This window comes from Kitasatospora sp. NPDC054768 (assembly GCF_053612025.1).
On record NZ_JBSHBN010000136.1, the window covers coordinates 1 to 25,803 of the forward strand.

A 25,803-nucleotide genomic window follows, 5' to 3' on the forward strand; every position below is an offset into this window, starting at 1 on the left:
CCTTCAAAATGCTCGGGGGGGGGGTAATTCCCCGGCCGGGGCGACTACTTCGCGCCGAAGGCCTTCTCGATGTCCTCGACGACCTTCTCCGCCGCGATCGGGCCGGAGCTGCTGCTCCACACCTGGCCGTCGGCGCCCATGAGCTGGTTGGTGCCGACGGCCTTGAGGCGGGTGAACGCCTCCTGCTTGCGGGCGGTCTCCAGGGCCTTCTCGCCCTCGGCGTTCAGGGTGGCGACGAACACCCGGTCGGCGTCGGCCTTGTTGAGGTTCTCCAGGGACAGCGGGTCCGAGTGGGGCTGGGCGCCCAGGCCGTCGGCGATCGGCATGGTGCCGGCGCCGGCCTTCTTCAGCAGGTCGCCGGGCATGTTGGTGGTGTTCATCACGATCGGCCCGTTGGGCATCCAGCGCATCACGACGGCGCTGCCGGTCTTGCCCTCGCCGGCCTTGGCGGCGCGCTTGTCCAGCGCGTCCAGCTTGGCGGTCAGGTCGTCCTTGTGGCCGAGGGCGTCGCCGTACACGGCGAGCACCGAGCGCCAGTCGCCGGCCTTGGGGACGATGGTCGGGGCCACCGCGGAGAGCTTCTCGTACTGGGACTTCTCGATGCCCGAGGAGGCCAGGATGAGGTCGGGGCCGGCCTTGAGGATGGCCTCGATGTTGGGCTCCTTGACCGTGGCGACCAGCGGGACGGCGTCGGCCTTCAGGTAGGCGGGGGCGGTGGTGCCGCCGCGGCTGGCGCTGGTGCCCACCGGGGTGACGCCGAGTGCGAGGGCGGTGTCCAGCGAGGTGTCGTTGAGGGCGACGACCTTCTTGGCCTCGGCCGGGACCTCCACGGCGCCGAAGGCGGTGTCGATGCTGCGCTTGCCGCCCTTGGCGGCGGTGGAGGAGGAGTCGGAGCCACCCGCGGAGCTGCCGGAACCCGAGGAGCCGCACGCGGTCAGGCCCAGGGCGAGGGCGCCGACGACGGCCGTTCCGAGCAGGGCCTTGGTAAAGCGGGTGCCAAGCATGGGTGTTCTCCGAGGAATGGTAGTTTACGGACGAACCGTTTTTCTGAGGTTAGCCTAACCATACGTAAGGCCCTGACGGGGAGGCCCGGTGTGACATTCCGATCACTCCTGCTGCGCGGACTGCTGCCCGCCGGCGCGATACTGCTGCTCGCCGTGCTGGCGAGCCTGCTGCTCGGCGCGGGAGACGTGGGGCCGTCACGGGCGTTCGCCACCCTGCTCGGTGACGGCGACTCCGACTCCCGGTTCACCGTCTTCCACCTGCGCGTCCCGCGGACCGCCGTGGCCCTCGCGGTCGGGCTCGCGCTCGGCGTGGCCGGCACCGTGCTGCAGGCCGCCGCCCGCAACCCGCTGGCCGAGCCCGGCCTGCTCGGCGTCAGCACCGGCGCCTCCTTCGCCGTGGTGATCGCGATCGTGCTCGGCGCCAGCGCCGCGAGCGTCGGCCCGTACGTCGCCGTGCTGGGCGCCGCCGCCGGCTGCCTGCTGGCGCTCGGCGCGGCCCGGCTGCGCGGCGCCGGCGACGACCCCGTCCGCCTGGTGCTCGCCGGCGCGGCGCTGAGCGGACTGATGAACGCCGGCTCCTCGGTCCTGCTGCTGTCCGACGCCCGGGCCGCCGACGAGATCCGGTTCTGGACCATCGGCTCGGTCGCCGGCCGCGGCACCGACCAACTGCTGGCCGTGCTGCCGGTGCTGCTGCTCGGTCTGGTCCTGGCCCTGCTCTCCGGCCCGGCGCTGACCGCGCTCGGCCTCGGCGACGACGTCGCCACCGGCCTCGGCCACAAGCCCCGCCGGGCCCGCGCCCTCGCGGTGACCGCCGTCGCCCTGCTGGTCGGCGGCGCCACCGCGATCGCCGGACCGGTCTCCTTCGTCGGCCTGGTGGTGCCCTTCGCCGCCCGGGCCCTGGTCGGCCCGGACCTGCGCCGACTGCTCGTGGTCTCCGCCCTGCTGGGGCCCGCCGTCGTGCTGCTCGCCGACGTGGCCTCCCGGCTGGTGGCCCGCCCGTACGAGATGCCGCTCGGCGTGATGACCGCCCTGTGCGGCGCCCCCGTCCTGGTCGCCGTCGTCCGCTCGCACAGAATGCCCGCGCTGTGACCCCCACCGTGAAGACCGCGAAAGCCGCCGCCGCGAAGAACGCCGCGATCCCTGACACGCCATCGGCCGCGACCCGGCTGCCGACCCCGCCCGGCACCCGGCTGCTCGCCCTCGGCGGCCGCTCGGTGCTCGTCCCGGTCCGGCCGCTGCTCGGCGGCGCCGCCCTGCTGCTCGTCGTGGTCGCGGTGACCGCCGTCTGCCTGGCCGTCGGTGAGACGAACCTCGACCCGGTGACCGCCCTGCGCGCCGCCTTCGGCGACGGCACCGCACGCGACGTGCTGCTGGTGGAGAAGCTGCGGCTGCCCCGCGCCGAGGCCGCACTGGCCGTCGGCGCCGCCCTCGGCGTCGCGGGCTGCCTGATGCAGACCCTCGCCCAGAACCGGCTGGCCACCCCGGACACCGTCGGCTTCAACGACGGCGCCACCGCCTTCGCCGTCGCCTCCGTCACCGGCGTCGCCACCCAGCTGCTGCCCTCCGCCGCCGCCCTGGTGGGCGCCGCCACCGCCGCCTCGCTCGCCTTCGCCCTCGGTGGCGGGGCCGGCCGCAACGGCTACCGCTTCCTGGTCGTCGGCCTCGGCATCGGCGCGGTCTTCGGCGCGGTGACCAACCTGATGCTCTCCCGCGCCGCCATCGACGCCGCCAACTCCGCGTACGCCTGGACGGTCGGCACCCTCAACAGCCGGGACGCCGACGCCGTCGGCCTTCTCCGACTCGGCCTGCTGGTCTGCCTGCCCGCCGCCGTGCTGCTCGGCCGCCGGCTGTCGCTGCTGCGCTTCTCCGACGCCGTCGCCACCGGGCTGGGCGTCCGGGTGCGCGGCCTGCGGGTCGGCGTCCTGGTGGTCGCCGTGGTCTGCGCGGGCCTGGCGGTGGCCGTCGCCGGACCGCTCGGCATGATCGCGCTCGCCGCGCCCGAGGCCGCCCGCCGGATCGCCGGACCGCGCTGCGTTCCGGTGCTCACCTCGGCCGCCGCCGGAGCCGCCTTCACCCTGCTCGCCGACCTGATCGGCCGCACCGTCCTGTCGCCGATCGAGGTCCCGGCCGGCCTGGTCACCGCCGTCGTGGGCGGCCCGTACCTGCTCTGGCTGCTGCTCACCACCCGTCCCCGGAGGACCGCATGACCGCCCGTACCGCGACCACCGCGACCGACGGGACCACCGCGCCCGACGGGACCGCCGCCGGAGCGCCCCGGCTGGCGACCAGCGCGCTCAGCCTCGGCCACGACCGCACCATCGTGGTCCGCGAGCTCGACCTCGAACTGCCGCGGCAGCAGGTCACCGTCATCGTCGGCCCGAACGGCTGCGGCAAGTCCACCCTGCTCGGCGGCCTCGCCCGGACCATCGCCCCGCGCTCCGGCGCCGTGCTGCTCGACGGCAAGCCGCTGACGTCGCTGTCCACCCGCGCGATCGCCCGGATCATCGGCCTGCTGCCGCAGTCCGCCACCGCCCCGGACGGGCTGACCGTCCGTGACCTGGTCCGCTACGGCCGCCAGCCGCACCAGGGCCTGCTGCGGCAGTGGTCCGCCGCCGACGCCGAGGCGGTCGAGCACGCGCTCACCGCCGCCGACCTGCACGAGCTGGCCGACCGTCCGCTGGACACCCTCTCCGGCGGCCAGCGCCAGCGCGCCTGGATCGCCATGGCCGTCGCCCAGGACACCGACATCCTGATGCTGGACGAACCCACCTCGGCGCTGGACATGGGCCACGCCCTGGAGGTGCTGGAGATGGTGCGCGGCCTGACGACCGGGCGCGGCCGCACCGTCGTCCTCGTCCTGCACGACCTCAGCACCGCCTGCCGCTACGCCGACCACATGGTGGCCATGCGCGACGGCGAGGTGGCCGCCCAGGGCGCGCCGCGCGACATCGTCACCCCGGAGCTGGTGCGCGAGCTGTACGGGGTGGAGAGCGTGATCCTCACCGACCCGGTGCACGGCACCCCGGTGGTCTGCCCGGTCGGCCTCGCCCCCCGGGCCCGCTGACCCCGGGCCCGCTGACTCTGGGCCCGCTGACCCCGGGCCCGCTGACTCTGGGCCCGCTGACTCTGGGCCCGGGCGCCGCCGGGCCGGTCAGCCGGCCAGACCCGGCAGCACCCGGGCGCCCGGCAGCTTCGCCAGCGCCCACCCGGGCAGGATGAGCTTGCCCCGCCGCCGCCCGCTGCCGACCAGCACGTACGGGGCCGCGGCCACCGCCTCGTCGATCAGCAGCGGCCAGTCGCCGGGCAGGCCGACGGGGGTGATCCCGCCGTACTCCATGCCGGTCAGCTCGACCGCGGTGTCCATCGGCGCGAAGGACGCCTTGCGCGCCCCCAGGTGGGTGCGCACGGCCTTGTTCACGTCCACCCGGGTGGTGGCCAGGGCCAGGCACGCGGCCAGGGTCACCTCCCCGGCGCGCTTGGCGGCCACCACCACACAGTTCGCCGAGAGCTCCGGCGGGGTGTCGTAGGCCGCGCAGAAAACGGCGGTGTCCGCCATCCGCGGATCGCTGTCCACGTAGAGCACCGAGGCGGCCGCCTCCTGGTCGTCCCAGTTCTTCAGCGCGTCGGCGACGGGCGCGGCGAGCTCCGCGCCGGCGTCCAGCGCGGCCACGGCGGAGGCGAAGTTTCCGAAGGGCGGGCGTACGGACTCACTCATGGCACCGGACTGTAGCGCGCCCGGGCCGGCTCCCGGTCAGCCGTACGGGACGACCGCGACCGGGCAGTGCACGTGGTGGATCGCGGCGTGCGCCACCGGGCCGAGGTGGTGGTGGCGCAGCGGCATCCGCCGGACGCGGCGGCCGACGACCAGCAGCCGGGCCGTCGCGGCGGCGTCCACCAGGTCGACGGCGGGCTTGCCGCGGATCAGGTCGGTGGTCACCGTCACCTCGGGGTGCCGGGCCCGCCAGGGGTCCAGGGCCCCGTCGAGCCCGCTGCGCTCGACGGCGGAGACCTCGCCCTCCAGGCCGCCGATCGCCCCGTAGGACATGTACTCGCTGCCGGCCGGCGGGGACCAGACGTGGAGGACGCGCAGCGGCGCCGAGCGCAGGGCGGCGGCCTCGAAGGCGAAGGCCAGCACCTCGTCCGCCGGGTGCGCCAGGTCCAGGCCGACCGTCACCGGGCCGTCCGGTTCGTCCCCGCCGGCCCGGACCAGCACCACCGGGCAGTCCGCCCGGCGCAGCACCTCCTGGCTCACCGAGCCGACCAGGAAGCCGCGCAGGGTGCCCAGCCCGCGCGAGCCGAGCACCAGCAGGGCGGCCCCGCGCGCGGCCGCCTCCAGCGCCTCGACGGGATCGGCGGCCACGGAGGTGGCGGCGACCTCCACCGTCGGCGCGAGGGTGCGCAACTCGCTCTCCCGTTCGGCGAGTTGCGCCAGCGCGGGGTGGTCGCCGGGTCTGCTCCCGGGGGCGATCTGCTTCGGTCGGGGCCAGGCCTGGAGGACGTCCAGGCGCAGGCCGCGGCGCTGCGCCTCGCGGGCGGCCCAGGCGGCGGCGGCCAGGCTCTCGGGTGAGCCGTCGAATCCGACGACGACGGGTCCGGTCACGGCGTGCTCCTCGGTTCCGGTGCGGTCCCAGCCTCCGGAGGTTTCGGTGCGGCCAGTATCCGTGCCGACCCGGACCGGCGCCTCCCGGGAGCCCGGGGCCCGGTTCCGCCGTCCGGCTGGTCGCCCGGCCCGGCGGCCCGGGAGGCCGGGGCGGGCCGGGGGAGCCCGGCTAGGGTCGGCCGGACCGGTCCGTCCCAGCGCGGGAGAACGATGCCGAGGGTCCCCACGTTCCGCTCGCGGTGGGCGAGCGCCGCCGCCGGACTGGCCGTGCTCGCCTCCGCCCTGGTGGGCTGCGGGGGCGGTGGGAGCGGTGGCCCGGTCACCCTGAACTGGTACAACTTCCCGGACGACTCGGGCGCCCTCCAGCAGGCCGCCGACCGCTGCGGGCAGCAGTCCGGCGGCCGCTACACGATCCGCTACAACAAGCTGCCCCGCGGCGCCGACGGCCAGCGCCAGCAACTGGTGCGCCGGATGGCGGCGCACGACACCGAGGTGGACGTCCTGGGCCTGGACGTCACCTGGCCCGCCGAGTTCGCCGAGGCCGGCTGGATCCGCGAGTGGACCGGGGAGATGCGCGCGCGGGCCACCGCCGACACCCTCGACGCGGCCGTGCGGACCGCGACCTGGCGGGACCGGCTGTACGCCGTGCCGTACAACTCCAACACCCAGCTGCTCTGGTACCGCGACGACCTGGTGCCGACCCCGCCCGGGACGTGGGCGGAGATGCTCTCCCGGGCGCAGCAGCTGGCCGCCGAGGGCAAGCCGCACTTCGTGGAGATCCAGGGCGCCCAGTACGAGGGGCTGACGGTCTGGTTCAACACGCTGGTCACCAGCGCGGGCGGCACGATCCTCACCCCCGACGCGCAGGCGCCCTCGCTCGGGGCGCCCGCCGTCACGGCCGCCGGGGTGATGCACGACCTGGCGACGTCGGTGGCCGCCGACCCCTCGCTGCCGAACCAGATGGAGGACCAGAACCGGCTCGCGATGGAGTCCGGGACGGCCGCCTTCGAACTCAACTACCCCTTCGTCTACCCCTCGATGAAGGCCAACCGGCCGGAGCTGTTCCCGCACTTCCGCTGGGCCCCGTACCCCGCGGTGAGCGCCGACCGCCCCGCCAGCGTGACCATCGGCGGGATCGACCTCGCGGTGGGCGCGTACAGCCGGCACCCCGACCTCGCCGCCGAGGCCACCCTCTGCCTGCGCGACCGGGACAACCAGCTCACCAACGCGCTGAAGGGCGGCCTGCCGCCCTCGCTGCGCAGCCTGTACGAGACGGCCGAGCTCACCGCCAGCTACCCGTTCGCCGCCGACGTGCTGGCCGCCCTCGACTCCGCCAGCGTGCGCCCGCAGACCCCGGCCTACCAGAACGTCTCCATCGCCATCTCGCACACCCTCTCCCCGCCCGCCGGCATCCACCCGGAGAAGGACGTGGCCGACCTCCGCGGGCAGATCCGGGACGCCCTCGGCTCGAAGGGGCTGATCCCGTGACACCGTCCACCGAGACCGCCGCCGCGGCCGCACCGCAACCGGCCGGGCCCTCGCGCGGGGCCCGCCAGGAACGCCGGCTGGGCCTGCTGCTGTGCGCCCCCGCGGTGATCGTGATGCTCGGCGTCACCGCCTACCCGATCGGCTACGCCGTCTACCTGTCCCTGCAGCGCTACGACCTGCGCTTCCCCGAGCAGGCGCACTGGATCGGGCTCGCCAACTACGGCGCGGTGCTGACCTCGCCGTTCTGGTGGCAGGCGCTCGGCGTCACGGTGCTGATCACCGTGGTGTCGGTGGCGGTCGAGCTGGTGCTCGGCCTGGCGCTCGCGCTGGTGATGCACCGGACGCTCTTCGGGCGCGGCACGGTGCGCACCGCGGTGCTGGTGCCGTACGGGATCGTCACCGTGGTGGCGGCCTACTCCTGGCAGTACGCCTGGACCCCGGGCACCGGCTACCTGGCCGCCCTGCTGCCGGAGGGCAGCGCCCCGCTGACGGAGCAGTGGCCGGCCGTGGGCCTGATCATCCTCGCGGAGGTGTGGAAGACCACCCCGTTCATGGCGCTGCTGCTGCTCGCCGGCCTGGCCCTCGTCCCGGACGAGACGGTCCGGGCGGCGATGGTCGACGGCGCGAGCTTCGGGCAGCGGCTGCGACTGGTGATCCTGCCGCTGATGAAGCCGGCGATCCTGGTCGCCCTGCTCTTCCGCACCCTGGACGCCTTCCGGATCTTCGACAACATCTACGTGCTGACCGGCGGTTCCAACGGCACCGGCTCGGTGTCGATCCTCGGCTACGACAACCTCTTCACGGCGCTCAACCTGGGCATCGGCTCGGCGATCTCGGTGCTGATCTTCGTCTGCGTGGCCCTCATCGCGCTGGTCTTCGTCAAGCTGTTCGGCGCGGCCGCGCCCGGCGCGGAACCGGAGCACCGATGAGCGGCCGGCACGCCCGGACCCTGACCGGCTGGGGCATCGCCAACCTGGTGGTCGTGCTCTACGCGCTCTTCCCGGTGTGGTGGATCGTGGCGCTCTCCTTCAAGGAGCCGAGCACCCTCTCCGACGGCGCCTTCGTGCCCCGCCAGTGGACCCTGGCCAACTACCGCGGCATCTTCCAGACCTCCGAGTTCACCCGCGCCCTGATCAACTCGATCGGCATCGCGGTGATCGCCACCACCATCGCCGTCGTGCTCGGCACCATGGCCGCGTACGCGGTGGCCCGGCTGCGCTTCCCCGGCAAGCGGCTGCTCATCGGGGTGTCGCTGCTGATCGCGATGTTCCCGCCGATCTCGCTGGTGTCGCCGCTGTTCGACATCGAGCGGGCGCTCGGGCTGTTCGACACCTGGGCCGGGCTGATCATCCCGTACATGACCTTCTCGCTGCCGCTGGCGATCTACACGCTCTCGGCGTTCTTCCGGGAGATCCCCTGGGACCTGGAGAAGGCGGCCAAGGTGGACGGCGCCACGCCGTGGCAGGCGTTCCGGCTGGTCATCGCGCCGCTGGCGGCACCCGGCGTGTTCACCACCGGCATCCTGGTCTTCATCTTCTGCTGGAACGACTTCCTGTTCGCGATCTCGCTGACCTCCACCACCTCGGCCCGGACGGTTCCGGCGGCGATCGCCTTCTTCACCGGGAGCTCCCAGTTCGAGCAGCCGACCGGCTCGATCGCGGCCGCCGCCGTGATCATCACGATCCCGATCGTGGTCTTCGTGCTGCTGTTCCAGCGCCGCATCGTCGCCGGGCTCACCGCCGGCGCGGTCAAGGGCTGAGACCTCCATCGAGTTCCCGCATCGAGTTCCCGCATCGAGTTCCCGAGGTTGAGCCCGCCCCACCCGGCGGACCAGGAAGGCGGATCGTGGCCGAGATCGTCCTCGACGGCATCACCAAGCGCTACCCGGACGGCGCCCTCGCCGTCCGCGACGTCGACCTCACCATCGCCGACGGTGAGTTCGTGATCCTGGTCGGCCCCTCCGGCTGCGGCAAGTCCACCACGCTCAACATGATCGCCGGGCTGGAGGACATCACCGAGGGCACCCTGCGGATCGCCGGGGAGGTGGTCAACGACCGCGCGCCCAAGGACCGGGACATCGCGATGGTCTTCCAGAGCTACGCCCTCTACCCGCACATGAGCGTGCGCGACAACATGGGCTTCGCGCTGCGCCTGGCCAAGGTCGACAAGCCGACCATCGCCGTCAAGGTCGAGGAGGCCGCCCGGATCCTGGACCTCACCCGGCACCTCGACCGCAAGCCCGCCAACCTCTCCGGCGGGCAGCGCCAGCGGGTCGCGATGGGCCGGGCGATCGTCCGCGACCCCAAGGTCTTCCTGATGGACGAGCCGCTGTCCAACCTGGACGCCAAGCTCCGGGTGCAGATGCGCACCCAGATCGCCGCCCTCCAGCGCCGGCTGGGCACCACCACCGTCTACGTCACCCACGACCAGGTCGAGGCGATGACGCTCGGCGACCGGGTGGTGGTGATGCGCTCCGGGGTCGTCCAGCAGGTCGGCTCGCCGCAGCAGCTGTACGACGAGCCGGTGAACCTCTTCGTCGCCGGGTTCATCGGCTCGCCCGGGATGAACTTCCTCGGCGCCGCGCTGGAGCGGGGCGTCCTGCGCACCTCGCTGGGCGACCTGCCGCTGGACGACCGCACCCGGCGCGCCCTGGAGCGTGCGGACGCGCCGCGCGAACTGATCGTCGGCATCCGCCCCGAGGACTTCGAGGACGCCGCCCTGGCCGAGGGGCACACCGGAGGGGTCACCGTCACCGTGACCGTCGAGGTCCGGGAGTCGGTCGGCTCGGACGTCTACGTCCACTTCGCGGAGGCGGGCGGACCGGCGGCGACCGAGGGCCTCGCCGGCCTCGGTGGACTTGCCGAACTGGCCGAACTCGCCGCCGACTCGGGCCGGGCCGACACCGGCATGCAGGAGCACCGCGTGGTGGCCCGGCTGAACCCGGCCACCCGCGCCGTCGAGGGCGGCCCGCTGGAGCTGTGGGTGGACACGTCGCGCATCCATGTCTTCGACCCCCGCGACGGGGCCAACCTGACCCATCCGGAGCGTTCGTAGCGTGGTACGGAAGGCCCAACCCCCGGCAGGCACGCGGTGTGCCTGACCGGGGGCCCGCGGAAGTCGACCTAGATTGCCCGGCTATGAGAGAAATTGTCGGAATCAGTCGACGATCGGTGCTCAAGGCCGTTCCCGCAGTCGCCGTCCTCGTGGCGGGCTCCGACGGGATCCTCGTCGGGCCCGCGACGGCCGCGACGGCCGCGACCCCCTTCCCGCAGCCGGCCGTCCGCAGCTCCCGGTCCGCCTCCGACGGGTCGAGGGCGGTGCTCGACCAGGCGCTCGACGTCCGGTTCACGGACACCGCCGTCCCGGGCTACGGGACGGTCACCACGCGCACCTACAACGGCACCATCCCGGGGCCCACCCTGCGGGTGCGCGCCGGGGACACGCTCTGGCTGACCCAGGTCAACGGCCTGCCGCCGAACCCGCCGAACCCGCCGCACCACGGCGGGCACAACCGGCCGCACCGCGCGAACAGCTTCAACCTGCACACCCACGGCCTGCACGTCTCGCCCTCCGGGAACGCCGACAACGTCCTGCGCGAATTCCCGCCGCGCAGCGCCGACGAGGCCGCGGCCGGCGCCCCCGAGCCGCGGTACCTGACCACCGTCGAGATCCCGCCCGGCCACCCGGCGGGGACCTACTGGTACCACCCCCACGCGCACGGCGCCACCGCCGAACAGATCGCCGGAGGGATGGCCGGGGTCATCATCGTCGAGGGCGACGTCGACGAGGTGCCGCAGATCAAGGCCGCCGCCGACCTGGTCGTCTGCGTCAACGAACTCCGGCTCAAGGACGGGAAGGTCCCCGAGTTCACCTCCGGCGACGCCCTGGCCGCCGTCCCGCCCACCTTCACCGTCAACGGCGCGGTCAACCCCACCCTCGCGCTGCGCCCCGGCGAGGTCCAGCGCTGGCGCCTGGTCGCGGCGACCGCCTTCACCACCCTCTCGCTCCAGGTCACCTCCGGGGAGCAGAAACTGACGATGCATCAGATCGCGATGGACGGCGTGACCTTCCCCGCGCCGGTCGCCGCCGAGACGGTGTCCCTGGCCGTGGGCAACCGCGCCGACGTGCTGGTCCGGGGCGGCGAGCCCGGGACGTACGAACTGCGGGCCAAGGGCGTGCCCGTGCCGCTGATGACGATCGAGGTGGCGGGCGAGGCCGTCCGGCCGCCGATGGAACTGCCGACCACGCTGCCGCAGGGCAAACCCTTCCTCGACGAGAAGGACCTCGCCGACCCGGGCAGCGACCGCGAGGTGGTCTTCCACGTCGACGCGAAGGTCTTCGACCCGCCGTTCCCCAACGCCTACCGCGTCCTCGGCAGCCACCCCACCCCCGCGGCCGACCCCGGCGGCGACCTCACCCGCGACCCCGCCTACGGCCTGTTCGACCCCGAGTTCGTCAACCACACCCTGGAACTCGGCACCGTCGAACGCTGGACCCTGCACACCGACGACTCCATGCCGGCCTTCCACCACCCCTTCCACCTGCACACCAACCACGTCCTCGTCACCCACCGCAACGGCCGACGGCTCGACCCGCCGGTCTGGCAGGACACCGTCGACCTGGTCGGCGGCAAGCCGGGCGACACCGTCACCCTGCTGGTCAAGTACGAGGACTTCACCGGCCGTACCGTCCTGCACTGCCACCAGCTCCAGCACGAGGACCTCGGCATGATGCAGCTGGTCGACTACGTCCAGCCGAGGCGGCCCCGGGAGCCGGGCCGGCCCGCCTGGCCGGGACGGCCCCGCCCGCTCGACCACTGAGCGTGCCGCCTCCCGGCCGGGCGGACACCGGTCGGGAGGCGCGCCCGACCGCCCGCGCGGGCCGTGCCGTTGCGCGACCGCGCGGAAGACGGGCGGGAGAACACCCGGAACGTGAGTTCGGAAACGCCTCCCCGGGGTAGGAACACTCATGCAGCGGCCGTGACCGTTCCGGCCGCTCGGCACCGTGGACGGTGCCGCCGGGACCGCGCTCGAAGAGACCGGGCACGGGTCCTGGTGGAAGAAGTCCGCGACGCACGAGGTGCGGATCCGCACGCGTCGCCGGGCGTTCACCCGTATGCCCAGGAGTGATCACGTGTCCATCCACCTGGAAACGACCGACCGGGAGGTCCCGCCCGAGGGCCTGCCCCCCGACCTGCCGCGAAGACCGACGGCGGCCGAACTGCGCCGGATGGGCAAGTCCGAGGCCCGCGAACTGAGCGACGCGCTGTTCGGACGGCTGGCCGGGCTGGCCCGCGAGACCCACGCCTACAGCTACGTGCGGGGCACGATCATCGAGCTCAACATGCCACTGGTGCGCTTCATCGCGGCCCGCTTCCGCCACCGCGCCGAGGACATGGACGACATCCTCCAGGTCGGCACCATCGGCCTGATCAAGGCCGTCGACGGCTACGACCCGCAGCGCGGCGTCGAATTCCTCACCTACGCGATCCCCACCATCACCGGCGAGATCAAACGGTTCTTCCGCGACACCTCCTGGCCGGTACGGGTCCCGCGCGGCATGCAGGAGCTCTACCTCTGCGTCGCCCGCGGTTCGGACCGCCTCGAACAGGAACTCGGCCGACTGCCCCGCCCCGAGGAGATCGCCGAGGACCTGGACCTCACCGTCGAACAGGCCACCGAGGGACTGATGGCGGGCCGCGTCTACCGCCCCAACTCCCTGGACGCCCTGCGTGACCAGGACACCGACGAGAGCGGCAGCGCCCTGCTCGACCACCTCGGCGGCTGCGACCCCGGCATCGAACTCGCCGACTTCCGCATCGCGGTGCGCCCCCTGCTGGCCCGGCTGCCCGTACGCGAGCAGACCGTCCTCGAACTCCGCTTCTGGGACGGCTGGACCCAGTCCCGGATCGCGGAGCGGATCGGCGTCTCCCAGATGCACGTCTCCCGACTGCTCAGCGCCACCCTGGCCCGGCTGCGCGAGGAGCTGGAGGACCGCGACGCCCCGGGTTGGGCCGACGGAACCGACGGAACCGACGGAACCGACGGAACCGACGGAACCGGCGGAGCGGTCGAGGGCGCCGGTTGAGACGGCGGGGGGCCTCTGCGGGTCCGCCTCGGGTTTGTCGTCGGGCCGCTGGGCGGTCGGGCTGCGGCCGGGGCCGGGGCCGGGGCCGGGGCGTTAGCGATCGCGCATCCGGGGTACCCGGTGCGGGACCACGGGGGGCGGCGCGGCGAGGAGGCGGACACCATGGGCGGACACGAGCGGGCGCGACCGCGCGGAACCGGAAGGCCGCCGCGCCGCGACCGCGCCCCGGAACCGTGGCTGCGCGCCGTCCGGCTCGGCCTGCGCGGCCGGGCCTGGGACCTGGTGCGAGGCCTGCGGCCGCGGACCGTCCTCGGGCTCGCCCTGCTGTCGCTGGGACTCCTGGCCGCCGGACTGGGGGCGTCGAAGACCCCCTTCCTCTGGGGCCTCGCGGGCTGCTGGGCCCTGACGCTGGCGACCGCCTTCGCGGTGCTCCGCGCCTGCGCCGACGGCCGGACGCCCTCGACGGCCCCCGACGTCCGCTGACGGTCTCCGGCGGGTGTCAGCGGCCGTCTGCGGGCCGACCACCGGGGTGAGGCGACCGACGGCGCGGTTTCGCTGCGTGATCGGCGCATACTTTCCGTAAACACACGGAGGTGCTCATGCCCATGGTGGATGTCGCTGCGCTCGGCCGGCTGGTCGCGGAGTACGAGGCCCTGTCCCCGTCGAGCTCGCCGGAAGCCGGGCAGCGGCTGCGCGACGTCTGCTACACGATCGGCATCTACACCGGGGAGGCCGACGCGGTCCGCGCGGTCGCCAGGGCCCGCCTGCTGCTGGCACGCCAAGGCCCGGCCGACGTCGCCACGGCGGCGGCCGGGGCGCCGGCGAACGACCGGGCCCGCGCGGCGCTCCTGGCCGAACTCGGCGAACTCGCGGCCCACGAACGGGTCCGGTCCGGGCCCCTCCAGAGCCTGCACGACGTGGTGCAGCTGACCCGGGTCACGGTCCCGGACTGCGTGGGCGCCGCCGTCAGCACCTGGCACGACGACGGCTCGGTCGAGACCTTCGCGGCGACCCCCTCGTACCTGCTCGCCCTCGAACGGGCGCAGGGCGGCTCGGAAGCGGGCCCGCTGCCCCGGCTCCGCCGCCAGGGCGAAGGACAGGTCGTGGTCCGGCTGGACCCCGGCCGGTCGGACCGGTTCGCCGACCGGGCCCGGCGCTGCGGCGTACGGGCCGTGGCCGGCGCCCACCTGCGCACCCACCCGCACGGCTGCACCGTGTTCAGCGCCTACCTGCGCACCCCGGTCGAGCCCGGCACCCCGGCCCTCGGCCTGGTGGAGGTGCTCGCCCTCCAGGCGTCGGCCGCCCTCGACCGCTTCGCGCTGTCCAGGGCGGTCGCCGACCTGCTGGACCGGCGGCACGCCACCGGCCTCGCCATCGGCATCACCGCCGAACGGTTCGACGTGACCCCGCACACCGCGCTGAGCCTGCTCGTCGGCGCCGCCCAACGGCTGGGCACGGACCTCGACACCGTGACCCGGCACCTGGCCGAGGGCGACGGGCCGCGCTCCGCGCCCTGAGCCGGGCCGCTCGGGCCGGACCTCCGGCGGCTTGGACCGGTCCGGTCCGGTTGGTCCGGGCCGGTCCGGGTCGGGGCCGGTCGGGTCGGATCGGACCGCCGGGACGGTGGCGGGATGCGGGACGGTTGCGCCGGTGCCGGACGGGCAGGTGCACAGACGGGCGGGAAGGCCCCGGCCGCAGCCTACGAGGAGGTCCTCATGAGCACGGTGAAGGAATCCGTGGACGTGGCCGTGCCCCTGCACACCGCCTACAACCAGTGGACGCAGTTCGAGGAGTTCCCGCGCTTCATGGAGGGCGTCGACTCGGTGACCCGGTTGGACGACCGTCACATCCACTGGCGCACCAGCATCGACGGCGTCACCCGCGAATACGACACCGAGATCGTCGACCAGGAGCCCGAGGAACTGATCGCCTGGCGGGCCGTGGACGGCGAGACGGACCGGAAGGAGAAGGTGACCTTCCGGCGGCTCGACCCGGGCCACACCCGGGTCACCCTCGCCGTCGACCTCCGGCACGAGCGGCCGGGGGAGAAGGCCGGCGAGGCCAGGGCCGCGGTCGACCACCGGGTGAAGGGGGACCTGAGGCGGTTCAAGGAGTACGCCGAAGCACGCGGACGGGGGCCGAGCGGCCCGGCCTGAGCCGACCGCGGCTCGCTGCGCGTGACCGTCAGGACGGTGCCGCCGGCCCTGCGGAAGCCCCGGGCCGGCCCCGTCACCCCGCGGCGGCCCGGCGGGCACCGCTCCGGTGCTCGGAGGCGGCCACCGCCCCCAGCAACAGCAGCACCGGCGCCGCGAAGATCGCGAACAGGTAGTCGCCCGACAACGCCGCATACCCCAGCAGCAGCACCTGCACCCCGGCCATCGCCACGACGAGGACCCTGCCGTCACCGGGCCGCAGACGCCAGAGCTCGCGCACCGCCAACCCGTTGATCCCGGCCATCGTGTACCCCCCGATCGCCAGCAGGTGCGGCACCACCTTCGACCTCGGCGCCACCTCGTCCTCGAACCCGATGCCGTTGTAGAGCAGCGGCACCGCGATGCCGAAGTACAGCACCACCGCCACCGACTCCAGGACGAGCAGCACGGTCGCCGCAGCCCGCGACAGCCAGGAGAGACGGGTCATGGTGTTGAGCCTTCCAGGGGGTTGACGCGGCGACATCCAGTGCGGCGGGCCGACGCGGAGGTCCGCGGCTGCCCCTCGCCACCGGACGCGTGGCACGGCGGGCACGATGGGCGTGATGGGCGTGATGGGCATGGTGGGCACGCCTCATGGCACCGTCCGACCCGGCAGCCTCGGCACCGCAGCATAGTCAAGAAATGGCAAAGGCTGTACTGCGCCGCAGGTCGGAGAGCGCCCTTGCCCGCACGCGCGGGAGGTCGGGGCGGCGGGGGTTCGGCCGTCGTTTGCCGGGATTCGGTCAACTCGGCTGTCCGGCAGCCGGAGTTCGCCCGGATCGCGGGCGTACGGGCACGGCTGCTTCTACGCTCGTCCGAATACCGTGGCGTGAGGGGGAGTGCCGTGGCCCGTAGTCCTGTTCGGCGACGTCGGTCGATGACCGCCCGCCGGGTGCGGTGGATGAAGCGGAACGCGCCGCTGCTGGGGGCGGTCGCGCTGGTCGCGGTCGTTCTGGCCTCGCTGGTGGTCCGCTGGCTTGCCCAGCACCTCGTGCTGGTCGCCGTGCTGCTGGCGGCCGGCGCGGGCGCGGGTGTCGCCGTGCTGCGCTCGCGGGTGCGGGCCCGGCGGCGGGAGTTGGATGCGCGGACCGCCCAACTGCGGCACATCGGGCCGTTCCTGGCGATGACCCCGAAGGCCTTCGAGCACGCGCTGGCGGACCTGTGCCGCCGGGACGGCTGCACGAAGGTGAAGGTGGTCGGCGGGGCCGGCGACCTCGCGGCGGACGTCCTGGCCACCACCCCGGCCGGGCAGCGGATCCTCATCCAGGCCAAGCGGTACGGGCCGCGGACCTCCGTCGGCTCCCAGGACGTCCAGAAGGTCAACGGCACCTACCGCGACGTCCACCACTGCGACCTGGCCGCCGTGGTGACGACCAGCTCGTTCACCAAGGCCGCCGCCGCGTTCTGCACCCAGGTCGGCATCCGCGCCGTCGACCAGCGGGCGCTCGCCCTGTGGGCGGACGGGCGGGGCAGGCCGCCGTGGGCCTGAGCCGCGGCTTCCGTGGCCGGCGCCCGTAGGCCCGGGCTCCCGGGCGGCGCCCGGTCGTCCACGCCGGCGACTGTCGGAGGGCCCGCGTAACCTGGCGCAGAGATCAGGAAAGTGCGGGGCATGAGCGTGGACTTCTTCTGGCGGCGGGTGGACGGAGCGGTTCTGGACGAACTGTCGCCGAGGGAGCTCCATGCCCTGGTGCCCGGCTGGTTCGACGACGACTTCGGGCCGCTGGACGAGGCCGGTGCGGTGCTGGGCGTGGAGCGCAACGGGTACCTGATGGACGTCGCGCTGACGAAGGCGGCCGGCGGCTCGGGCCCGGACTCGCGGACAGCCCGACTGCCGGTGTTCGGTGGTGAGGAACGGGTGGTCGTCGAGGGGGATTCCGACTGTGACGACGAGTTCACCGAGATCAAGGTGTGGGTGCTCCGGCCCGATGAGGTCCGGACGGCATCGGGCTTCCTGGACGCGGTGGGCGTCGACGGGTTGGTGAGGACCGTGGACACCGCGGTGGCGGCCGAGGTCGTGTCCCTCGGGTTCGCCACCCCGTGGTCCGAGGCGTGGGCCGGTGCTCTGACCGCCGACCTCCGCAGGCTGAGGGACTTCTTCGCCGCGGCCGCGGTGGCCGGCGACGCGATGGTCAAGTTCGAGGCCGCGTAACACCTGGTGCGCGGCCCGGGCTACTGCGGCGGGTCGGCGGGCGGGGTCGGGGTCGGGCCGTCCGGGGGTGGCTCGCTGAGCCTGCCGGTTCCCTTGCCCGACGGCCGCTGCTCGGATTCCTCCGGTGCCGCGATCCCGTCCGGCGACGGCAACGGCAATGGCAACGGCATCGGCGGGTGGGTGGGCACCCTGGTGGGACCGCGGGAGCCGAGGCCTCGCTGCCTGCGCCACTGGCCCTGCCGGTCGCGCGGGATCCGGTCGCTCACGACGTCCTCCTGGTGGTGCTGGGGCTCACCATTGTGGCCCGGGGGGAAGGAGTGCGTGGTGGGAAACCCGTCACTGTGCCTCCCTCCGCGCGTCCCGGGCGCGCCCCGCCCGCGAAGGAGGCGTCGGGGCGGGGTGGGTCCAGCCCCACCCCCGGCGGGGGTGCAGGTGGATTCTGCCGTCGTCCCGCCGTCCCTAGCGTTGATCGCGTGCCGCCCGATGCCGCGGGCGGCCGTGACGATGCGGGGAGGACGAGGTGCGGGAAGCGGCGGGTGCGGGGCAGAGGGCCCCGGCACTGCGGTTGTCGGGGCTGCGCAAGCGGTTCGGCTCGGTGGTGGCCGTGGACGGGGGCGAGCTGCCCCTGCCGCGCGGGTCGTTCCACTGGCTGACCCGCGGTCAGCAACGTTCGACACCGGGGCGGATGCGGAGCCGGGTGCGGGTCCGGGTGCGGGCGCGGCTGCCCGGGCGGACGACTGCGATCATGAACGACCCGCACCACCGAACCCGACCGGAGGACTCGTGAGCAGCCCGCAGACCCCAGCCGCCCGCGAGCCGGGCAGCGACGCCGTCCGCGCATGGGCCGACGCCGTCCGTGAGCCGGGCGCCGCGGCCCGCGAGCTGCGCGCCGCCGCCCGGGCACTCGGGCGGCTCGCCGTCCTGACGCTGCTGATACCCGTCGGCGTGGTGCTGATGACGGTCTTCCTGCTGTCCTTCCTGCTCTGGGGCTGCCTCGGGATCTTCCCGCTCTTCCCGGCCGCCACCCGGATGGTCCGCTCCGCCGCCGAGGCGGCCCGGTGGGCGGCCGGCCACTGGTCGGAGGTGCCCGTACCGCCGCCGTACCGGCCGCGCCCGGCCCTGGAACGCACCCTCCACGGCTGGTACTGGACCGGCCACGACTACCACAGGAACCGCTGGTTCGCGGGCCTGGCCCTGCGCGTCCGCTGGCTCTGGAACGACCCGGCGACCTGGCGCGACGCCCTGTGGCTGATCGCCGACCCGCTGGTCGGCGGCGCCGTCGCGGCCGTACCCGTGCTGCTGGTCGGCACCGGCCTGTACGGGATCGTCCAGGCGCCGCTGCCGTACGACCTGCCGTTCGGCGGCCTGCCCGCACTGCTCCTCGGCCTCCTCGCGCCCGTACCGATCGTCGCCGGGCTCGCCCTCGCCCGCCCCGCGCTGCGCCTGCACGGCCGGTGGACCGGCACCCTGCTCGGGCCCACCGAACGCTCCCGGCTCGCCCGGCGGGTCGAGCAGCTCACCGAGATCCGGCTGGACGCCACCGAGGCCCAGGCCGCCGAACTGCGCCGGATCGAACGGGATTTGCACGACGGCGCGCAGGCCCGGCTGGTCGCGGTGAGCCTGCGTCTGGGCGCGGCGGCGGCACTGATCGACCGTGATCCGGAGCAGGCCAAGCGGGTGGTGACCGACGCCCAGGAGAACGTCACCCAAGCCCTCCAGGAACTGCGCGACCTGGTGCGCGGCATCCACCCGCCGGTCCTCGCCGAACGCGGACTCGCCGAAGGCGTGCGGGCGCTGGCCCTGGACGTCCCGCTGAAGGTCGAGGTGCGGACCGAACTGCCCGGACGGGCCGAGGCGCCGGTGGAGTCGGCGGTCTACTTCGCGGTCAGCGAGGCGCTCACCAACGCCGTCAAGCACGGCGACGCCCGGCACGCCGCCGTGCACCTCACCCACGCCGCCGGACTGCTCCGCGCCGAGGTCACCGACGACGGCCGCGGCGGTGCCGACCCGGACGGCGGCAGCGGCCTGAAGGGCATCCGGCGCAGGCTCGCCCCGTTCGACGGTACGCTCACGCTGACCAGCCCCCCGGGGGGTCCGACCAGGCTGATCATGGAGCTACCGTGCGTGTTGTCCTCGCCGAGGACCTCGTCCTGCTGAGGGACGGCCTCTCCCTGCTGCTCGGTGCCCACGGGCACGAGATCGTCGCCGCGGTGGAGAGCGGACCCGAACTGGCCGCCGCGATCGCCGACCACCGCCCCGACATCGCGGTGGTCGACGTCCGCCTGCCGCCCACCTACACCGACGAGGGCCTCCAGGTCGCGCTCGCCGCCCGCCGCGAACGGCCCGGCCTGCCGGTCCTCGTCCTCTCCCAGCACGTCGAACAGCTCTACGCCCGGGAACTGATCGCCGACGGCACCGGCGGCGTCGGCTACCTCCTCAAGGACCGGGTCTCCAAGGCCGACCAGTTCGTCGACGCCGTGCACACCGTCGCCGCCGGCGGCACCGTCATGGACCCCCAGGTCATCTCCCGCCTCCTCGCCCGCAACGCCTATGACCAGCCCCTCGCGCTCCTCACCCCACGCGAACGCGACGTCCTCGCGATGATGGCCGAGGGCCGCTCCAACGCCGCCATCGCCCAACGGCTGCACTTCAGCGAGGGCGCGGTCAGCAAGCACACCTCCAACATCTTCGCGAAGCTCGACCTCGGCGCCTCCGACGACGACAACCGCCGCGTCCTCGCCGTCCTCGCCTACCTCAACGGAACACGCACGCCCTGAGGCCACGCCGCTGCGCCGCGACGCCGACCGTGCAGGGGTGCACGGGCATGCGAAAACAGACTGCTGACTTTTCGTCAGGTATAGAATGCGGCGCGAGGCTCCGTGTCGGGAGAAGCACCAATGGGGGCAGCCGTGGACCGTGGATGGCAAGCCGATCCTTCGGCTTCGTTCGAGAGGCGCCTGGGGAAGTCCGCCAAGGAACTCGGCATGTCCGACGGCAGGGACGAATGCCCGGACATCTGGCAGCTTTCGAACGGCGACGTCGCCGTGATCGGTCGGGACCTCACGGAGGACTACCGTGGCCGGCTCCCCGAGGGCGTGGCCCTGGGGCCGGGTGAGCGGCTCGTCGTGATCCCCGGCCTCGTGCTCGGCACCGCGAAGGCGGACATCGCGGACGCCTGACCGACACGCTCCCGACCTGCGGTCCGGGTCGGCAGGCCGTTGCTCTCCAGTGAACGGAGGCGCTCGGTCAGGGCCTTGGGGGTGATCCGACCACCGATCGTTGCAAGGTGTTGTAGCGGGCAGCCCTTTCCGCCCATGCGGCGACCAGGTTGTGCACCTCGACGTGCCGGTTCCAGGAGGAGGTCGGTCGCAGTTCGCTGCGGTGGCTGCCGCATCGGCGGGTGATCCGGGCGCGGGAGCACGGGCTCCCTGTGCCGGTGCTTGGCGGGGCGGGGTGGGTGTCGTGCCGCGGTCGCCCGGCGGTTGGGGGCGAGGGCGTGGCACGGTCGCTCACGAACTGCGTGCGGGGTAGCGTCACTCCTGGTCACCAGGGCGCTGCGGTGCGCACCCGGCGGCGGATGCCGGTCGGGGCCTGGGGGCCGATCCGCTGTTCCGTCCGACGACCCGACAGGAGTGCCCCCCATGGCCGTACCCACCGACTTCGACCAGCAGGCCACCGGCTACAGCCTCCCGCACGCCTACTGGCTGGCGAAGGCCGCCGAGCTCGCCTACAAGGACGAGGCCGTGATCGAGGAGCAGGCCCACGCCTGGGGCTTCGACGCCGTGCGTCACCACCAGACGCGCTTCACCCCGCCGTTCCCGCTCCAGGACACCCAGGCCTACACCATGGCCGGCGACGACATGATCGTCACCGCGTTCCGCGGTACCGAACCCGCGCAGATCCGTGACTGGCTCACCGACGCCACCACCCCGCCCTGGCCCGGCCCCGCCCGGACGGGCTACGTCCACTACGGCTTCGCCGAGGCCCTCGAATCGATCTACCCGGACGTCGCCAAGGCCGTCTCCGATCTGCGGACCGACCATCAGACGGTCTGGTTCACCGGGCACAGCCTCGGCGGCGCCCTCGCCATGCTCGTCGCCGCCCGGCTCGACCTGGAGGACCCGAGCCTGGCGGCCGACGGCGTCTGCACCTTCGGCCAGCCCCGGACCTGCGACCGGCTGCTCGCCGCCGCGTACGACAAGGGCCTGCGGGGGCGCACCTACCGTTTCGTGCACGGCAACGACATCGTCCCCGAGCTGCCGCCGGAGCCCGCCTTCACCCATGTCCAGGCGCTGCGCCACATCGACTCCGCGGGCCGCGTCACGGAGAAGGTCGGGCTGGTCCCCGGGCTGACCGACCGGGCCAAGGGCCTGGGCGCGGCGGCGTTCTCGCCGGACGGCGAGGGCATCCGCGACCACATGATGCGCAGCTACCTCGCCGCGCTGGAGAAGGCCCTGGCCTGATCCGCGGGGCGCCGGAGGGTCCGGCGGGGCGGAGCGGGTGGGGCCCGCCCGGCCGGATCGGGGGAAGGAAGGGGAGGAGTGGGGCGGGGGCGAGGGGCGGGGTCGGTGATCTTGGACGGATAGGCTGCCGTGACGTCAGGTCCTCGCGGTGAGGGCCGAGCTGATGAGGATCGGTGGTGTACGGACATGATGGGACCGGCGCATTCGCTGTCGGGTGCGGCCGCATGGCTGGGGGTGGGCGCGGTGGCGGCCGGGATGGGGGAGCCGATGCCCTGGCCGGTCCTGCTCGCGGGGGCGCTGATCTGCGCGGGGGCGGCGCTGGCGCCGGACCTGGACCACAAGGCGGCGACGATATCCCGGGCGTTCGGGCCGGTGTCCCGGGCGCTGTGCGAGGTGATCGACAACCTCTCGTACGCGGTGTACAAGGCCACCCGGGGCAAGGGTGACCCGAGGCGCTCGGGCGGGCACCGGACGCTGACGCACACCTGGCTCTGGGCGGTGCTGTGCGGGGCGGGCGCCGCGGCGGTGGCCGTGTTCGGCGGCCGCTGGGGTGTGCTGGTGGTGCTGTTCGTGCACATGGTGCTGGCGATCGAGGGTCTGCTGTGGCGGCAGGCCCGGGTCTCCAGTGACGTCCTGGTGTGGCTGCTGGGGGCGGCCAGCGCGTGGATGCTCGCGGAGGTCCTCGACAAGCCCGGCAACGGCTCGCAGTGGCTGTTCGAGGAGCCTGGGCAGCAGTACCTGTGGATCGGGCTGCCGATCGCGCTCGGCGCGCTGGTGCACTGCCTGGGTGACGCGCTGACCGTCTCGGGCTGCCCGGTGCTGTGGCCGATCCCGATCGGGCGCCGGCGCTGGTACCCGATCGGGCCGCCGAAGGGCATGCGGTTCCGGGCCGGCAGCTGGGTGGAGCTTAAGGTGCTGACCCCGGTGTTCATGGGGGCCGGCGGGGTCTGCGCGGCGGGGGCGCTCGGCTTCTTCGGCAGTTGACGGGATCAACGGCCCCGGAAATGGGCGGAGTCGGGGTTCCGTCCGCAGGGTGGGCGCCGGTCGGTGGGGGATCCCCGCCGGCCGGCGCCCTTTGCGTGGCGCCCCGCCGGCCGGCGCGCCGCGCGGCCGTCTCCGGTGGGGGTGTCCGCCCGTTCAGCGGGCCGCGAGCAGGCCGTCCACCAGGGCGTCGAGGCCGTCCCGGTAGGTGTCCTGGGCGGTGAGCGGTGCCCAGCGGTCCGCCAGCCCGGCCAGGCGGGGAAGTCGCTCCGGGTCGAGGTCGGCGAAGACCTGCTGGCGGTGGGTGGGGCGGTCGTCGGCGGGCCGGCGGCGGGTGGCCGTGGCGCGGACCATGATCTCGCCGGCGGTGTAGTACCAGATCGCGCGGTAGCCCTGGACGGCCCGTTCCGGTGAGAGGCCGCAGGTGACCAGGCCGTCGACGATCTGCTCGACGAACCACAGGGAGTGGGCCGACATCACGCTGTCCCCGGTCAGGACCTCGACGATCCACGGGCAGGCGGCGAGCGCCTCGTGGATGGCGGCCGCCGCGGTGACGACCCGTTCGCGCGGGTCGGCCGGCAGTTCGGTCGGTCGCAGTGCCCGCGCGGCGTAGTCGTCCAGCAGCAGGACGAGCAGTTCCTCCTTGTCGCGGACGTGGTGGTAGAGCGCCATCGGCGTGCTGCCGATCTCGGTGGCCAGGCGGCGCATGGTCAGCCGCTCGACGCCCTCCTCGTCCACGATCCGGCGCGCCGTGGTGACGACCTCCTCCCGGGAGATCCGGGGCGGCCGACCGGTGGCCTTGCGCCGCGCGCCGGGCCGCGGGGCGGCGGGCGCCCCGGCGGGCTGCGGTCCGGTCGGCTGCTGGGCGGAGGACGGCTGGGCGGAGGGCTGCTGCATACCCCCATCATCACCCGGGGCTCGACAGCTGGGGTCGCCCGGGGCTACTTTCTATACATGTACAAAAACTTACGAGGGCGCCCCGGCCGGGTGCTGGCGGCGGTGACGGTCGCCCAGTTCGTCTTCGCCCTGGACATGTCGGTGGTCAACGTCGCCCTGCCCGCGATCCGGGCCGACCTGGGATTCGCGCCGCTGGACCTCTCCTGGGTCGTGCACGTCTACGCGCTCACCTTCGGCGGGCTCCTGCTGCTCGGCGGCCGCGCCTGCGACCTGTACGGCCGGCGGCGGCTGCTCCTGCTGGGCCTGGCCGTGTTCGGCCTCTGCTCGCTGGCGGGCGGACTGGCCCAGTCGCCCTGGCAACTGGTCGCCGCCCGCGCCGGACAGGGTGCGGGCGCCGCGGCGGCGGCCCCGGCCGCGCTCGCGATGCTCACCACCACGTTCACCGAAGGCCCCCGGCGGGTGCGCGCGCTCGGCGTGTGGAGCGCGGCCAACGCCGCGGGCGGGGCACTGGGCGTGCTGGCGGGCGGACTGCTGACCGAGTACGCGAGCTGGCGCTGGGTCATGCTGGTCAACCTGCCGATCGTGGCGACGGCGCTCGCGCTGCTGCCGGCCGGCGGTCCCGCCGAGGAGACCGGAGCGGCCCAGGCGCCGGCCGTACGGCGGGAGCGGCCGGACGTGCTCGGCGCCGTCCTCGCGACCGCCGGGGTCGGGCTGCTGGTGTTCGGCGTCGTCCGCACCGACGTCCGGGGGTGGGGCTCCCCGGCCACCCTGGGGACGCTCGCCGCCGCGCTCGCGCTGCTGACCGCCTTCGCCGTCACCGAGGCCAGGACCTCCGCACCGCTGCTCCGCCCGGGCCTGCTGCGCAGCCGCTGGGTGGCCGGTGCCAACGTCCTGGTGTTCCTGGCCGCCGCCGGGCAGTTCACGGCCTTCTACTTCGTCTCGCTCTACCTCCAGCAGGTGCTGGGCCTGGGCGCCGCCGCCACCGGCCTCGCCTTCCTGCCCTTCTCGGCCGGACTGGTCGCGGGCACCGTGCTCGCCACGCGCGTCGTCGCGCGCCGCACTCCCCGGGCCGCCCTGGTGCCCGGGGCGGTGCTGGCCACCGCGGGCCTGGCCTGGTTCGCGCTGATCAGCCCGGACGGCGGCTTCCTCACCGACGTCCTCGGCCCGTCCCTGGTCACCAGCATCGGCACCGGGCTGGTCCTGGCCCCGGTCGCCGCCGCCGGGACCACCGGCGTGGCCGCCCACGAGGCCGGGACGGCCTCCGGCCTGCTCAACAGCTCCCGCCAGCTCGGCGGCTGCGTCGGCCTGGCCGCCCTGGCCACCGTCGCCGCCCACCGCTCCGGCGGCGCCACCGACCCGTCGGCGCTCAACTCCGGCTACGCCACCGGCCTGGCCGTCACCGCCGGGCTCTTCGCCCTCGCCGCGCTGGTGGCGATCGGTGTGCTGCCCCGGCGGCGGCCGCAGGCCCCAGGGCACCCCGCCCCGCTCACCCCCGCAGCGAACCGACTGGAAGGAACCCGCTCATGACGACCACTCCGCTCGCGGCCGTGGACCTGTTCGCCTCGGCCCTGCACATCCACCCCGACGGCGACGTCCGGGCGGCCGGGCGCCGGATGGCCGCCGGCGACGCCGGGGTCTGGCAGATCGCGACCTTCCACGTGGAGAGCGACGCCGACGTCCACGCCGACCACTGGGAGATGCACCCCGAGGCGGAGGAGGCGGTCTGCTGCCTGGCCGGCGCCGTGCGCCTCCACCTCCGCCCCGTCGAGCCCGGCGACGCCGAGTCCGTGGTGCGACTGGCGGCGGGCACCGCCGCGATCGTGCCCCGGGGGCGCTGGCACCGGCTGGAGCTCGACGCCCCCGGCGACCTGATGTCGATCACCCTCCGCAGCGGCACCCGGCTGGAGCCGCGCACGGAAGCCGGCTGACCCGAGCCGAAGAC

The 25,803-nt window shown here is 74.2% G+C and carries 28 protein-coding genes; 22 read left to right on the forward strand and 6 right to left on the reverse strand.

Features of this window, described 5'->3' with window-relative positions; translation table 11 throughout:
- Positions 1-44: 44 nt before the first annotated feature.
- Positions 45-1,004 carry an ABC transporter substrate-binding protein gene (locus ACWGKU_RS30760; protein WP_452180133.1) on the reverse strand — a complete coding sequence of 320 codons (960 nt, stop codon included), beginning with the start codon at positions 1,002-1,004 and terminating at the stop codon, positions 45-47.
- A 90-nt stretch (positions 1,005-1,094) separates the two neighbouring features.
- Here ACWGKU_RS30760 and ACWGKU_RS30765 point away from each other — a divergent pair, with 90 nt between their 5' ends.
- Genes ACWGKU_RS30765 through ACWGKU_RS30775 form a run of 3 tightly spaced genes read left to right on the forward strand, consistent with a single transcriptional unit; the run spans position 1,095 to position 4,068 of the window.
- A complete protein-coding gene (locus ACWGKU_RS30765; RefSeq protein ID WP_401052148.1) occupies positions 1,095-2,093 on the forward strand; it encodes a FecCD family ABC transporter permease in 999 nt (332 codons plus the stop codon).
- Complete coding sequence (locus tag ACWGKU_RS30770) at positions 2,090-3,211, forward strand: FecCD family ABC transporter permease (RefSeq protein WP_452180134.1); 1,122 nt, start codon at positions 2,090-2,092, stop codon at positions 3,209-3,211. The genes ACWGKU_RS30765 and ACWGKU_RS30770 overlap by 4 nt, the downstream gene beginning before the upstream one ends.
- Positions 3,208-4,068 carry an ABC transporter ATP-binding protein gene (locus tag ACWGKU_RS30775; RefSeq protein ID WP_452180135.1) on the forward strand — a complete coding sequence of 287 codons (861 nt, stop codon included), beginning with the start codon at positions 3,208-3,210 and terminating at the stop codon, positions 4,066-4,068. The genes ACWGKU_RS30770 and ACWGKU_RS30775 overlap by 4 nt, the downstream gene beginning before the upstream one ends.
- Before the next feature lie 87 nt (positions 4,069-4,155).
- On the opposite strand, the gene ACWGKU_RS30780 is transcribed toward ACWGKU_RS30775, so the two are convergent.
- Both ACWGKU_RS30780 and ACWGKU_RS30785 read right to left on the reverse strand, forming a co-directional pair.
- On the reverse strand, positions 4,156-4,719 hold the full coding sequence (locus ACWGKU_RS30780; RefSeq protein ID WP_452180136.1) for a YbaK/EbsC family protein: 564 nt from the start codon (positions 4,717-4,719) through the stop codon (positions 4,156-4,158).
- 36 nt (positions 4,720-4,755) lie between these two features.
- Positions 4,756-5,604, reverse strand: a complete 849-nt coding sequence (locus ACWGKU_RS30785; protein ID WP_452180137.1) for a universal stress protein — start codon at positions 5,602-5,604, stop codon at positions 4,756-4,758.
- A 210-nt stretch (positions 5,605-5,814) separates the two neighbouring features.
- Between ACWGKU_RS30785 and ACWGKU_RS30790 the strand changes: the two genes are divergently transcribed.
- The 9 genes from ACWGKU_RS30790 (at position 5,815) to ACWGKU_RS30830 (ending at position 15,335) form a co-directional block, all read left to right on the forward strand.
- Positions 5,815-7,092: an ABC transporter substrate-binding protein gene (locus tag ACWGKU_RS30790; RefSeq protein ID WP_452180138.1), complete on the forward strand. Its 1,278-nt coding sequence runs from the start codon at positions 5,815-5,817 to the stop codon at positions 7,090-7,092.
- On the forward strand, positions 7,089-8,021 hold the full coding sequence (locus tag ACWGKU_RS30795) for a carbohydrate ABC transporter permease (RefSeq protein ID WP_359898313.1): 933 nt from the start codon (positions 7,089-7,091) through the stop codon (positions 8,019-8,021). Before ACWGKU_RS30790 ends, ACWGKU_RS30795 begins: the two co-directional genes overlap by 4 nt.
- On the forward strand, positions 8,018-8,851 hold the full coding sequence (locus ACWGKU_RS30800; RefSeq protein WP_401048913.1) for a carbohydrate ABC transporter permease: 834 nt from the start codon (positions 8,018-8,020) through the stop codon (positions 8,849-8,851). Before ACWGKU_RS30795 ends, ACWGKU_RS30800 begins: the two co-directional genes overlap by 4 nt.
- Before the next feature lie 86 nt (positions 8,852-8,937).
- Positions 8,938-10,146 (forward strand): ABC transporter ATP-binding protein, encoded by a 1,209-nt coding sequence (locus ACWGKU_RS30805; RefSeq protein WP_401048915.1) that lies wholly within the window; start codon positions 8,938-8,940, stop codon positions 10,144-10,146.
- An 83-nt stretch (positions 10,147-10,229) separates the two neighbouring features.
- Entirely contained in the window at positions 10,230-11,912 is a 1,683-nt protein-coding gene (locus ACWGKU_RS30810; protein WP_401048917.1) for a multicopper oxidase family protein, read from the forward strand.
- Positions 11,913-12,207: 295 nt separating this feature from the next.
- On the forward strand, positions 12,208-13,179 hold the full coding sequence (locus ACWGKU_RS30815; protein WP_452180139.1) for a SigB/SigF/SigG family RNA polymerase sigma factor: 972 nt from the start codon (positions 12,208-12,210) through the stop codon (positions 13,177-13,179).
- 162 nt (positions 13,180-13,341) lie between these two features.
- On the forward strand, positions 13,342-13,662 hold the full coding sequence (locus ACWGKU_RS30820; protein WP_359898308.1) for a hypothetical protein: 321 nt from the start codon (positions 13,342-13,344) through the stop codon (positions 13,660-13,662).
- A 122-nt stretch (positions 13,663-13,784) separates the two neighbouring features.
- Complete coding sequence (locus ACWGKU_RS30825; protein WP_359898307.1) at positions 13,785-14,696, forward strand: DUF5133 domain-containing protein; 912 nt, start codon at positions 13,785-13,787, stop codon at positions 14,694-14,696.
- Positions 14,697-14,894: 198 nt separating this feature from the next.
- A complete protein-coding gene (locus ACWGKU_RS30830) occupies positions 14,895-15,335 on the forward strand; it encodes an SRPBCC family protein (RefSeq protein ID WP_452180140.1) in 441 nt (146 codons plus the stop codon).
- A 73-nt stretch (positions 15,336-15,408) separates the two neighbouring features.
- Here the strand turns inward: ACWGKU_RS30830 and ACWGKU_RS30835 are convergent, their stop codons facing one another.
- Entirely contained in the window at positions 15,409-15,819 is a 411-nt protein-coding gene (locus ACWGKU_RS30835; protein ID WP_401055585.1) for a hypothetical protein, read from the reverse strand.
- A 453-nt stretch (positions 15,820-16,272) separates the two neighbouring features.
- Between ACWGKU_RS30835 and ACWGKU_RS30840 the strand changes: the two genes are divergently transcribed.
- A complete protein-coding gene (locus ACWGKU_RS30840) occupies positions 16,273-16,860 on the forward strand; it encodes a restriction endonuclease (RefSeq protein ID WP_401055583.1) in 588 nt (195 codons plus the stop codon).
- A 120-nt stretch (positions 16,861-16,980) separates the two neighbouring features.
- Positions 16,981-17,520: a hypothetical protein gene (locus tag ACWGKU_RS30845; RefSeq protein ID WP_452180141.1), complete on the forward strand. Its 540-nt coding sequence runs from the start codon at positions 16,981-16,983 to the stop codon at positions 17,518-17,520.
- Positions 17,521-17,540: 20 nt separating this feature from the next.
- Here ACWGKU_RS30845 and ACWGKU_RS30850 read toward each other — a convergent pair whose 3' ends face one another.
- Complete coding sequence (locus tag ACWGKU_RS30850) at positions 17,541-17,786, reverse strand: hypothetical protein (protein ID WP_452180142.1); 246 nt, start codon at positions 17,784-17,786, stop codon at positions 17,541-17,543.
- 254 nt (positions 17,787-18,040) lie between these two features.
- Between ACWGKU_RS30850 and ACWGKU_RS30855 the strand changes: the two genes are divergently transcribed.
- From ACWGKU_RS30855 to ACWGKU_RS30880, 6 genes are all read left to right on the forward strand, one after another.
- Positions 18,041-18,307: a hypothetical protein gene (locus tag ACWGKU_RS30855; RefSeq protein ID WP_452180143.1), complete on the forward strand. Its 267-nt coding sequence runs from the start codon at positions 18,041-18,043 to the stop codon at positions 18,305-18,307.
- Complete coding sequence (locus ACWGKU_RS30860; RefSeq protein ID WP_452180144.1) at positions 18,304-19,677, forward strand: sensor histidine kinase; 1,374 nt, start codon at positions 18,304-18,306, stop codon at positions 19,675-19,677. Before ACWGKU_RS30855 ends, ACWGKU_RS30860 begins: the two co-directional genes overlap by 4 nt.
- Positions 19,641-20,297, forward strand: a complete 657-nt coding sequence (locus ACWGKU_RS30865; protein WP_359898300.1) for a response regulator transcription factor — start codon at positions 19,641-19,643, stop codon at positions 20,295-20,297. Before ACWGKU_RS30860 ends, ACWGKU_RS30865 begins: the two co-directional genes overlap by 37 nt.
- A 132-nt stretch (positions 20,298-20,429) precedes the next feature.
- Positions 20,430-20,699, forward strand: a complete 270-nt coding sequence (locus ACWGKU_RS30870) for a hypothetical protein (RefSeq protein WP_452180147.1) — start codon at positions 20,430-20,432, stop codon at positions 20,697-20,699.
- Positions 20,700-21,161: 462 nt separating this feature from the next.
- Positions 21,162-21,983 (forward strand): lipase family protein, encoded by an 822-nt coding sequence (locus tag ACWGKU_RS30875; protein WP_401051778.1) that lies wholly within the window; start codon positions 21,162-21,164, stop codon positions 21,981-21,983.
- 186 nt (positions 21,984-22,169) lie between these two features.
- On the forward strand, positions 22,170-22,967 hold the full coding sequence (locus tag ACWGKU_RS30880; RefSeq protein WP_380541675.1) for a metal-dependent hydrolase: 798 nt from the start codon (positions 22,170-22,172) through the stop codon (positions 22,965-22,967).
- A 153-nt stretch (positions 22,968-23,120) separates the two neighbouring features.
- On the opposite strand, the gene ACWGKU_RS30885 is transcribed toward ACWGKU_RS30880, so the two are convergent.
- Positions 23,121-23,741, reverse strand: coding sequence for a TetR/AcrR family transcriptional regulator (locus ACWGKU_RS30885; protein WP_452180148.1), 621 nt, complete (start codon positions 23,739-23,741; stop codon positions 23,121-23,123).
- 177 nt (positions 23,742-23,918) lie between these two features.
- On the opposite strand from ACWGKU_RS30885, the gene ACWGKU_RS30890 reads away from it, so the two are divergent.
- Together ACWGKU_RS30890 and ACWGKU_RS30895 are read left to right on the forward strand one after the other, a co-directional pair.
- On the forward strand, positions 23,919-25,388 hold the full coding sequence (locus ACWGKU_RS30890; protein ID WP_452180145.1) for an MFS transporter: 1,470 nt from the start codon (positions 23,919-23,921) through the stop codon (positions 25,386-25,388).
- A complete protein-coding gene (locus ACWGKU_RS30895; RefSeq protein WP_452180146.1) occupies positions 25,385-25,789 on the forward strand; it encodes a cupin in 405 nt (134 codons plus the stop codon). Before ACWGKU_RS30890 ends, ACWGKU_RS30895 begins: the two co-directional genes overlap by 4 nt.
- Positions 25,790-25,803: the final 14 nt, after the last annotated feature.

What these genes read in the sequence shown, in the direction of transcription:
- ACWGKU_RS30760 (WP_452180133.1), bottom strand. Translation starts at nt 1,004, where the DNA reads ATGCTTGGCACCCGCTTTACCAAGGCCCTGCTCGGAACGGCCGTCGTC.
- ACWGKU_RS30775 (WP_452180135.1), top strand. Translation starts at nt 3,208, where the DNA reads ATGACCGCCCGTACCGCGACCACCGCGACCGACGGGACCACCGCGCCC.
- ACWGKU_RS30780 (WP_452180136.1), bottom strand. Translation starts at nt 4,719, where the DNA reads ATGAGTGAGTCCGTACGCCCGCCCTTCGGAAACTTCGCCTCCGCCGTG.
- ACWGKU_RS30790 (WP_452180138.1), top strand. Translation starts at nt 5,815, where the DNA reads ATGCCGAGGGTCCCCACGTTCCGCTCGCGGTGGGCGAGCGCCGCCGCC.
- ACWGKU_RS30800 (WP_401048913.1), top strand. Translation starts at nt 8,018, where the DNA reads ATGAGCGGCCGGCACGCCCGGACCCTGACCGGCTGGGGCATCGCCAAC.
- ACWGKU_RS30810 (WP_401048917.1), top strand. Translation starts at nt 10,230, where the DNA reads ATGAGAGAAATTGTCGGAATCAGTCGACGATCGGTGCTCAAGGCCGTT.
- ACWGKU_RS30815 (WP_452180139.1), top strand. Translation starts at nt 12,208, where the DNA reads ATGCCCAGGAGTGATCACGTGTCCATCCACCTGGAAACGACCGACCGG.
- ACWGKU_RS30820 (WP_359898308.1), top strand. Translation starts at nt 13,342, where the DNA reads ATGGGCGGACACGAGCGGGCGCGACCGCGCGGAACCGGAAGGCCGCCG.
- ACWGKU_RS30825 (WP_359898307.1), top strand. Translation starts at nt 13,785, where the DNA reads ATGGTGGATGTCGCTGCGCTCGGCCGGCTGGTCGCGGAGTACGAGGCC.
- ACWGKU_RS30830 (WP_452180140.1), top strand. Translation starts at nt 14,895, where the DNA reads ATGAGCACGGTGAAGGAATCCGTGGACGTGGCCGTGCCCCTGCACACC.
- ACWGKU_RS30835 (WP_401055585.1), bottom strand. Translation starts at nt 15,819, where the DNA reads ATGACCCGTCTCTCCTGGCTGTCGCGGGCTGCGGCGACCGTGCTGCTC.
- ACWGKU_RS30840 (WP_401055583.1), top strand. Translation starts at nt 16,273, where the DNA reads ATGAAGCGGAACGCGCCGCTGCTGGGGGCGGTCGCGCTGGTCGCGGTC.
- ACWGKU_RS30845 (WP_452180141.1), top strand. Translation starts at nt 16,981, where the DNA reads ATGAGCGTGGACTTCTTCTGGCGGCGGGTGGACGGAGCGGTTCTGGAC.
- ACWGKU_RS30875 (WP_401051778.1), top strand. Translation starts at nt 21,162, where the DNA reads ATGGCCGTACCCACCGACTTCGACCAGCAGGCCACCGGCTACAGCCTC.
- ACWGKU_RS30880 (WP_380541675.1), top strand. Translation starts at nt 22,170, where the DNA reads ATGATGGGACCGGCGCATTCGCTGTCGGGTGCGGCCGCATGGCTGGGG.
- ACWGKU_RS30890 (WP_452180145.1), top strand. Translation starts at nt 23,919, where the DNA reads ATGTACAAAAACTTACGAGGGCGCCCCGGCCGGGTGCTGGCGGCGGTG.
- ACWGKU_RS30895 (WP_452180146.1), top strand. Translation starts at nt 25,385, where the DNA reads ATGACGACCACTCCGCTCGCGGCCGTGGACCTGTTCGCCTCGGCCCTG.